We start from the raw sequence: 7,429 nt of genomic DNA, 5'->3' as shown, positions 1-7,429 counted from the left end.
CATTCGCCATGTGAAAGTAGGACACTGCCAGACTCCCCCTTCGAAGCCCAGCTCATTAGAGCTGGGCTTTGTGCTTTTGGGCTCGGGTAACGGCCATGCCAGCCATGCTGGCGGATTGGTACTGATCATGAGGAAAATTGCCGCTAACTTGCGGCCCCGATAGCGTGCAGAGTCAAACAAAAAGCCACCCTGGGGTGGCTTTTTGCATTGGTGCCGGCAATTTTTTGCCTTACAGCATCAGGTTGAGCATGCGGTCGATACGTACCCGACTCAGCCTGGTGAGGATGGTGCGGACCTTGAGCGGGTAGCTGCGCACGCTTTCCAGTTGGCGGTAGTGATGGATGCGGGTGGTGTGCTGCAGGATATGTTGCTGCTCTGCATGGCTTTGGGCTTGCAGCTGTTGTTCCGGATCGTGGATCAGCAAGGCGTTTTCCAGATCCAGTCGGAAGGCTCGCGGGTTCATGTTGTTGCCGGTCAGCAGGATGTGCTGTGTATCACACCACATGCCTTTGAGGTGATAGCTGTTGTCACCATCTTTCCACAGGCACAGATTGAGCTTGCCGTTTTCGATCTGGGCCTGACGGCGCTTGGCGAAGCGGCGCAGGTTCATTTCGTACAGATAGGGCAGGGCACCAATCAGCTTGAATGGCTCGGACTCTGGAATGAAAAAATCATTCGCGGTCTTGTCGCCCACGATGATGGTGACTTCAACGCCACGCCGTAGTGCACGGTTGATGGCGCGTAGCACGGCCATGGGGAAGTTGAAGTAAGGCGTGCAGATCACCAGGCGGTGCTGGGCATGAGCAATCAGCTGCAGGATGAGCCGGTTCAGCGCATTACCCTTGCCCAGGCCGACAATCGGTGTGACCCCCATGCCTTGCTGGCTGACCTGCTGTCGCGGCAGGTGGTAGTGGGCCTGTTCCAGACGGCCACGAAAGGCACGGATTTCCTTGCGAATGCTGCGTGTGGCCGGGACGGGTTTGTCGAGCCGGAATACGGCCTCGTCATTACAGATGTGTTGCAGCATGAAACTGGCCATGCAGTCTGCCAGTGCCATGTTCTGAATCAGGTGGTAACGGTCGAAGCGGTATTTGTCCTGCTTGTGCAGGTAGACATTGTTGAGGCTGGCACCGCTGTAAATCACCAAGTCATCAATGATGAAGCCTTTCAGGTGCAGAACGCCGAACAGTTCCCGCGTTTGGGTCGGGACGCCATAAATCGGTACTTCTACCGCATGCAGGCTGGCCTCTTTCTGATACCAGGCTGCATTGCAGCTGGCATTGCTCTCGCCAATGCGGCCACGTTGCGCACGATGCCAGTCGACCAGAATGCGTACATCCAGTGCAGGATTGCGCTGTTTGGCCGCAAAGATGGTAGCCAGAATTTCCTGTCCGGCTTCGTCCTGTTCCAGATAGAGTGCCGCGATATAAATGCGCTGTTGCGCGCAATCCAGTTTGCTCAGCAGCGTCTGGCGGAAGTCGGCGGCAGATGGCAGGGAAGCAAAATCGCTGGCCGTCAGCGCAAAGCGTGGCAGACGCTCCAGGGAGGGACGGGAAAGTAGAAATGCCATGTGAATTACGCGTAAAACAGTTGATCGGGGCATCCTAGCATCGTTTGCCTGTTTTGGGGGATGCAGCTGCCTGAGGTCTGTTGTGGCGCAAGTCCTGGCTGCATGATGTCTAGAAACCTAGCGCATCGCGCAGGCGGTAATACAGGCTGCCCAGCCGGATCAGGCTTTCCTCCATGGAGGCCGGCAGCGGTAGCGGGTGGGCATACAGCTTGTTGAAGATGTCGAAGCGGCCCAGGTCTCCGGCAATGGCTTCGGCAATCATCTGTCCGGCCACGCCGGTGAAGGCCAGCCCATGTCCGGCAAAGCCCTGCGCATGGTAGACGCGCTGTCCCTGACGGCCAATCTGGGGCAGACGGGCCGGGCCAATATCCACGTGCCCACTCCAGGCGTAGTCGATCGGGCTGTTGTTGAGGCTGGGGAAAATGCTGACCATGCGGGCATGCCGATCCGCAATCAGCGCTTGTCGTTGCGCATAGGGCCGGCTGGTGCGCCCGCCAAACAGCAGGCGGTGGTCTGGCGTCAGGCGGAAGTAGTCGAGCAGTTTGTCACTGCTGCAAACGGCTGCGCCTTCGGGTAGCAAGCTGGCGGCGTGTTCGGCTGTAAGCGGGGCGGTGGCGAGGATGTGCGACTCAACCGGCAGGATGCTGCGACGCAGCTGCGGTTGCAGTGCTCCGATATCGACATTGCAGGCCAGTACCATCTTGTCCGCCCGGATCCAGCCGCCGGGTGTGCCGATTTGCAGTCCCAGCCTGTCCTCGTCAATGGACGTGACCGGACTGTGTTCGAACAGCCTGACACCGGCGCGGGATGCCGCTCGTGCCAGCCCTTGTGCATATTTCAGTGGATGCAGGTGGCCGCAACCGCTGTCATGCAGCGCAGCGGTATAGACGGGTGAGTTGATCTGCTCTGCCAGTTCCTTGCCTTCCAGCCATTGTGCATCGTGGTAGCCACAGCTGTGCAGCGTCGACAGTTGTTTGCGTAACTGCTGATGCTGGTGGCGATTGCTGGCGGTGGTGAGAAAACCCCAGCGCAAATCACAGTCGATGTGGTGCTGGTGAATGCGATTGGCAATCAGCGCCAGTCCGTCCAGCGAGGCTTCCCAGCATTGGCGGGCGGCACGGGTACCCAATTGCTGCTCGAAGGCCCGGAACGGGGCAGCAAAACCATGCAGGATTTGCCCGCCATTGCGTCCGGATGCACCAAAGCCCACCAGAGCACCTTCCAGTACGGCTACCGACAAGCCCTTTTCCACCAGGGTAAGGGCGGCTGACAATCCGGTCAGCCCCGCCCCCACCACGCAAACATCGCAGCGCACCACTTCGCCCAGCACCGGGTAGCGTTCGCGCTGGGGAGCACTGGCGGCGTACCAGGAGTTGACGTGATGTCCGTCAAACTGACTGAGATGGGGTGCATGTTCGCGTTTCATCTGGCCTCTTTCATGCCTGACCAAGCAGATGGCGGTATTCCCAGGCTGTTACGGTCTGGTTGAATGCCTGCCATTCGCTCAGCTTGAGCTGACAATAGCTTGCAACAAAGTGCGGTCCCAGTAATTCTGCCAGTGCCTGATTGCCAGCCAGTCGTTCGATGGCTTCCAGCTGCGTGCGGGCAAAGGCATAGGGCCGGCCATAGGCGCTGCAATCGAGTGGGGCGCTTGGTTCCAGCTCCTGTTGCATGCCAAGCAAACCGCAGGCCAGGGTGGTGGCCAGAGCGAGATAGGGGTTGGCATCCACGCCTGGCAGCCGGTTTTCCACCCGGCGTGCCTGCGGGCCGCTATGTGGAACACGTAGCCCGCAGGTGCGATTGTCATGGCCCCATTCCACATTGATGGGCGCTGCGGTGAACGGTGCCAGCCGGCGATAGGAATTCACGTAAGGGGCAAGCAGCAGCAGGGCATCGGGCAGATAGCGCTGCAGGCCGCCGATATAGTGGGCAAAGCGCGCGGCAGGCTGGCCATTGTCCTGCGAGAAGGCATTTCGCTGGCTGTCGGCATGGATCAGGCTCTGATGGATATGCATGGCGCTACCGGCATCGTTGGCCAGCGGCTTGGCCATGAAGCAGGCTTCCAGGCCATGGCGTGATGCAGCTTGCCGGACCATGCGCTTGAACAGGAAGGCCTGGTCGGCCAGAGCCAGTGCATCGCCGTGTTGCAGATTGATTTCCAGCTGACCGCAGCCGACTTCCTGCAGCAGGGTGTCGGCGCCGATGCCCAGCAGCTCGCAGCCATGGCGGATGTCTTCCAGCACGGCTTCCAGGTCGTGCAGCCGGTCCAGTGCATAGGGTTGGCGCAGGCTGTCGCTGGCCTTGCCGTAGCAGGCCGGGGCTTGCGGTGCCTCATCCAGCCCCTGGCGCCGGGCGAACAGGTAAAACTCCATCTCCGGTGCAACTACCGGCGTCAGCCCCTGTGCACGGTAGCGCTCGAGTACGCGGCGCAGCACATTGCGCGGTGCAAATTCCACCAGGCTGCCGTCCTCGTGATGGCAGTCGTGAATCAGCATGGCCGTGGGTTCGCGACACCAGGGCAGGCGGCGCAGTGTGCTGTAGTCGGGGTACAGCACCATGTCCGGGTCCAGTTCGGGAACCAGCTCTTGCAGGCAGTCGCCGGTGATGCTTTGCATCAGGCCTACCTGGGAGAAGCGCAATTCGCTGCCGCTGGCCACGCTGCTAGCGGGGAGAATCTTGCCGCGCGCGCTACCGGTGATGTCGGAAAACAGGCATTCGACATGACGAATGCCGTGCTGATGCAGCCATTCTGCAGAAGTGTGCATGAAGGGGTCCTTGTGCGTTGATTTGTCGAGAGCCGCCCTTTGGGCGGGTAAAACGGCAAGACGCTAGCGGTGACCGACTGCAGTGAATGGCTGGATGAAAAAGCCCAGCGACAGGGTGGTCGGATTGACCCAGGCGCACGGCACCGACACTGCAGCAGGCAGTGCATGGCGCATGGCGATGGGTGAATGGACGGGCATGGTCGCTTGGTTTTCCGTGTGGAGTGAAACAGTTGTTGTGCTGGATTTTTAAACGCCTTTGCCCTGCAGCGTCAATTTATTTCATGCCCGGGTAAAGCCAGTGTGGTGGAATCGCAGCTTGTGCCTCGCGTCAGGCGCATGGCAAGAGCTGTCGAAATGTGCAAAAATTCGGTCAACTAGACGAATTGCAGGTTTTTTTCATGCTGGACCGGGACGGATATCGCCCCAATGTCGGAATCATCCTCATCAACGGAAAAAATGAGGTGTTCTGGGGCAAGCGGGTACGCGAACATTCCTGGCAATTTCCGCAAGGAGGCATCAAGCCGGGCGAAAGTCCGGAAGCGGCAATGTACCGCGAGCTTCTGGAGGAAGTCGGGCTGTTGCCGCAACATGTCAAGATTGTGGGGCGAACCCGCGACTGGCTGCGTTACGAAGTGCCCAGCAACTGGGTGCGCCGCGAATGGCGTGGCAGCTACAAGGGGCAGAAGCAGATCTGGTTCCTGTTGCGGCTGACCGGGCGGGATTGCGACGTCTGCCTGCGTGCCAGCAGCCATCCGGAGTTCGATGGCTGGCGCTGGAATGATTACTGGGCACCGGTGGATGCCGTCATCGAGTTCAAGCGTGATGTGTATATCCGCGCGCTGACCGAGCTGTCCCGTTTCCTCAAGGGAATGGAAAGCTACGACGCCTTCCTGCAGCGCATGCGCCAGCCGGCCAAGGCGGCGCCGCTGGCCGAAGGCCTGCCGGGCCCGCAGCAGGATCACTGAACCGCCTGGCGGTTTGTTTCACCCATCTAGCAAGCGGCGGCCCTGGGCTGCCGTTTGAGCATCATGGCCATCCCCGCAGGGATGGTGACATCACCAGGCAGGCCCTGCGCACAGGGCCGCTACAGGCGACGATATATTTATGACTCAACAGTACGACGAATCTTCGGTACGAGTGCTCAAGGGGCTGGAGCCGGTCAAGGAAAGGCCGGGCATGTACACCCGCACCACCGACCCCACCCATATCTGTCAGGAAGTGATTGATAACGCGGCTGACGAGGCGCTGGGCGGCTATGCCCGCAAGATTGCCGTTACCGTGCACCAGGATGGTTCCTTGTCGGTGGAAGACGATGGCCGCGGTATTCCGGTGGGCCTGCATCCACAGGAAGGCGTGCCGGTGGTGGAACTGGTATTCACCCGGCTGCATGCTGGCGGCAAGTTCAACAAGAAGGATGGCGGTGCCTATGCCTTCTCCGGTGGCCTGCATGGCGTAGGTGTGTCGGTGACCAATGCCTTGTCCACCCGGCTGGAAGTCGAGGTCAAGCGCGAGGGCGGCGTGCACCGCCTGGTGTTTTCCGGCGGTGATGTGATCGAACCCCTGGCCCGCGTTGGCGACTGCGGCCCGCGCACCAGCGGCACCCGGGTGCGGGTATGGCCGGATGGCAAGTATTTTGAAAGCCCGCGTTATTCCTTGCCGGAACTGGAGCGCCTGCTGCGCGCCAAGGCGGTGTTGCTGCCCGGCGTGGCGGTATCGCTGACCGTTGAGAAGCCCAGTGGCGACGAGGTCAAGGTATGGCAGTACCCGCAGGGCCTGAAGAGCTATCTGGCCGAGCTGTGCAACGGCGACGAGCCGATTGCACCGCTGTTTGCCGCCGAGGCCTATATCGGTGACGACCACGAGCAATTTGCCAAGGGCGAAGGCGTGCAGTGGGCGATGGCCTGGTTTGAAGACGGCGCCAGCGGTGAGAGCTATGTCAACCTGATTCCCACCCCGTCCGGCGGCACCCACGAAGCAGGTTTGCGCGCAGGCGTGTTTGATGCGGTGAAGAGCTTCATCGACCACCACAACCTGCTGCCGCGCGGTGTCAAGCTGATGGCTGAAGACGTGTGGAGCCGGGTGCGCTTCGTGTTGTCGGCCCGTGTGCTGGACCCGCAATTCCAGGGCCAGACCAAGGACAAGCTCACCAGCCGTGATGCGCTGAAACTGATTTCCAGCCTGTCGCGCGACCCGGTGGAGCTATGGCTGAACCAGAATGTGGAAGCGGGCAAGAAGATTGCCGAATTGGCCATTCGCCAGGCGCAGTCGCGTCTGAAGTCCGTCAAGAAGGTGGAAAAGAAAAAAGGCTCCGGCGTAGCCGTGTTGCCGGGCAAGCTGACTGATTGCGAAAGCGAAGACATCGAACGCAACGAGCTGTTCCTGGTAGAGGGTGACTCGGCCGGTGGCTCGGCCAAGCTTGCGCGCGACAAGGAATACCAGGCCATCCTGCCTTTGCGCGGCAAGGTGCTCAACAGCTGGGAAACCGACAAGGATCAGCTGTTTTCCAATGCGGAAATCCACGATATTTCCGTCGCCATCGGCGTGGACCCGCACGGGCCGGATGATCACCCGGACCTGTCCAGCCAGCGTTACGGCAAGATTGCCATCCTGTCCGATGCCGACGTGGATGGCTCGCACATCCAGGTGCTGTTGCTTACCTTGTTCTTCCGCCATTTCCCGCGCCTGATCGAAAACGGCAATATCTACATCGCGCAGCCGCCGCTGTTCCGCGTGGATGTGCCGGGTTCGGGCAAGAACCGTCCGCCACGCAAGATTTACGCGCTGGACGAGGGCGAGCTCAATGCCATTCTGGACCGTTTGCGCAGCGAGAACGTGCGCGAAGGCAGCTGGGGCATTTCCCGCTTCAAAGGTCTGGGCGAGATGAACCCGGAACAGCTGAAGGACACCACCATGAATCCGGATACCCGCCGCCTGTCGCGGGTGCAGGTGCGTCCGGGTGAAATGGCGCAAACCCTGTCCACCTTTGTCATGCTGATGGGCAAGGGCGAGGCCTCCAGCCGCCGTAGCTGGATGGAAGCCAAGGGTAACGAGGTGGAAGCCGATATCTGAGCCAGTTGCTGTGTGGCGTTGATGG

6 protein-coding genes are annotated in these 7,429 nt (G+C 60.4%); 2 read left to right on the top strand and 4 right to left on the bottom strand.

Annotated features, from left to right (window positions below):
- Positions 1-229: 229 nt before the first annotated feature.
- From pssA to ACE3SE_RS14125, 4 genes are all read right to left on the bottom strand, one after another.
- The gene (pssA, locus tag ACE3SE_RS14140) at positions 230-1,570 is read right to left on the bottom strand and encodes a CDP-diacylglycerol--serine O-phosphatidyltransferase (protein ID WP_374556167.1); all 1,341 of its coding nucleotides are present in this window, start codon (positions 1,568-1,570) and stop codon (positions 230-232) included.
- Between the two features lie 109 nt (positions 1,571-1,679).
- A complete protein-coding gene (locus ACE3SE_RS14135) occupies positions 1,680-2,996 on the bottom strand; it encodes an NAD(P)/FAD-dependent oxidoreductase (protein WP_374556165.1) in 1,317 nt (438 codons plus the stop codon).
- 10 nt (positions 2,997-3,006) lie between these two features.
- The gene (locus ACE3SE_RS14130) at positions 3,007-4,335 is read right to left on the bottom strand and encodes a glutamine synthetase family protein (RefSeq protein WP_374556163.1); all 1,329 of its coding nucleotides are present in this window, start codon (positions 4,333-4,335) and stop codon (positions 3,007-3,009) included.
- 63 nt (positions 4,336-4,398) lie between these two features.
- Positions 4,399-4,533 carry a hypothetical protein gene (locus ACE3SE_RS14125; RefSeq protein WP_374556161.1) on the bottom strand — a complete coding sequence of 45 codons (135 nt, stop codon included), beginning with the start codon at positions 4,531-4,533 and terminating at the stop codon, positions 4,399-4,401.
- Between the two features lie 200 nt (positions 4,534-4,733).
- Here ACE3SE_RS14125 and ACE3SE_RS14120 point away from each other — a divergent pair, with 200 nt between their 5' ends.
- Positions 4,734-5,300: an RNA pyrophosphohydrolase gene (locus ACE3SE_RS14120; RefSeq protein ID WP_045848710.1), complete on the top strand. Its 567-nt coding sequence runs from the start codon at positions 4,734-4,736 to the stop codon at positions 5,298-5,300.
- Between the two features lie 133 nt (positions 5,301-5,433).
- Positions 5,434-7,404, top strand: coding sequence for a DNA topoisomerase IV subunit B (gene parE / locus ACE3SE_RS14115; RefSeq protein ID WP_370303002.1), 1,971 nt, complete (start codon positions 5,434-5,436; stop codon positions 7,402-7,404).
- Positions 7,405-7,429 lie beyond the last annotated feature (25 nt).

This window comes from Aquitalea pelogenes (assembly GCF_041914625.1).
GTDB classification, from domain to species: Bacteria; Pseudomonadota; Gammaproteobacteria; order Burkholderiales; family Chromobacteriaceae; genus Aquitalea; species Aquitalea pelogenes.
This window is presented reverse-complemented; position numbering and strand designations above follow the sequence as displayed.

What these genes read in the sequence shown, in the direction of transcription:
- ACE3SE_RS14135 (WP_374556165.1), bottom strand. Translation starts at nt 2,996, where the DNA reads ATGAAACGCGAACATGCACCCCATCTCAGTCAGTTTGACGGACATCAC.
- pssA (WP_374556167.1), bottom strand. Translation starts at nt 1,570, where the DNA reads ATGGCATTTCTACTTTCCCGTCCCTCCCTGGAGCGTCTGCCACGCTTT.
- ACE3SE_RS14125 (WP_374556161.1), bottom strand. Translation starts at nt 4,533, where the DNA reads ATGCCCGTCCATTCACCCATCGCCATGCGCCATGCACTGCCTGCTGCA.
- ACE3SE_RS14130 (WP_374556163.1), bottom strand. Translation starts at nt 4,335, where the DNA reads ATGCACACTTCTGCAGAATGGCTGCATCAGCACGGCATTCGTCATGTC.
- ACE3SE_RS14120 (WP_045848710.1), top strand. Translation starts at nt 4,734, where the DNA reads ATGCTGGACCGGGACGGATATCGCCCCAATGTCGGAATCATCCTCATC.